The sequence below is a fragment of the Streptomyces sp. NRRL S-495 genome (genome assembly GCF_000966955.1).
Lineage (GTDB): Bacteria > Actinomycetota > Actinomycetes > Streptomycetales > Streptomycetaceae > Kitasatospora > Kitasatospora purpeofusca.
Map to the genome: position 1 here is coordinate 1 of NZ_JZWY01000132.1, position 323 is coordinate 323.

The 323-nt window shown below is 78.0% G+C and carries 1 pseudogene; it reads left to right on the plus strand.

Annotated elements, in window-relative coordinates:
* A pseudogene (locus VR45_RS09370) lies at positions 1 to 323 on the plus strand (hypothetical protein); the annotation flags it as partial.

Consider the following 323-nt stretch of genomic DNA (forward strand, 5'->3'; position numbering starts at 1 on the left):
CCAGCGGGACGGCACGCCCGTCCCGGCGCCGGCGAACCGCAACTGGGTGCACCGGCTCAACCTCGACCCGCGGTTCCGGATCGCGGCCAACTTCGGTACCCAGGTGGTCCAGGCGCGGCAGGAGGAGTTCATGGCCGCCGCCTGGGAGCAGGTCGGCGAGGTGCTCGCGGCCAACGCCCGGATCCGCGCCGCGCAGCTCGCCCGCGAGGTCGGCCATGTGCTGCACGGCAAGCACCTGGCGCCGCCGGTCCCGTCACCGGTCCCGCCGACGGTGCCGACAACGCCCGCGCCGGGGGCCGCTCGGGCCGCCGCCGCCCCGCCGC